This is a genomic window from Kitasatospora sp. MBT66 (genome assembly GCF_000710405.2).
Taxonomy (GTDB): Bacteria; Actinomycetota; Actinomycetes; order Streptomycetales; family Streptomycetaceae; genus Kitasatospora; species Kitasatospora purpeofusca.
Window position 1 is genome coordinate 1 of sequence record NZ_JAIY01000015.1, and the last position, 406, is coordinate 406.

A 406-nucleotide genomic window follows, 5' to 3' on the forward strand; every position below is an offset into this window, starting at 1 on the left:
GCACCAGGCCCCACCCCCACCCGCACCCGCACGCAAGGAACAGCGCCATGTCCGCCGCACAGCTCCAGACCCTCGTTGACCGCGTCCGCCGCCACGAACGCGACTGGGAAGCCACCTTCCGGGAGAGCATCCCGACGTACGACCCCGACCACCCCGACCAGCCCGCCGAAGACCGCTACATGGGCGACTACGACGAGATGGACGACTCCCGGGCGTACGACAGCCGGGACCTGCTGCTCGACCTCACCGCCGAACTCGAAGCGCTCATCCGCGAGATGGAGGGCGGCCGGTGATCAGCGCCCAGGACTTCGCCCTCCTCTCGCACTGGTCGTTCCTCGACCGCATCGGGGCCGATGTCGCCGACCCCGACGGCACCGAGACGGCCCGGCTCGCAGAGGCCGGATAC

Annotated in this window: 1 protein-coding gene; it reads left to right on the forward strand. The window is 70.4% G+C overall.

Features of this window, described 5'->3' with window-relative positions:
• Positions 1–47: 47 nt before the first annotated feature.
• The gene (locus BI06_RS35150) at positions 48–293 is read left to right on the forward strand and encodes a hypothetical protein (protein WP_043475182.1); all 246 of its coding nucleotides are present in this window, start codon (positions 48–50) and stop codon (positions 291–293) included.
• Positions 294–406: the final 113 nt, after the last annotated feature.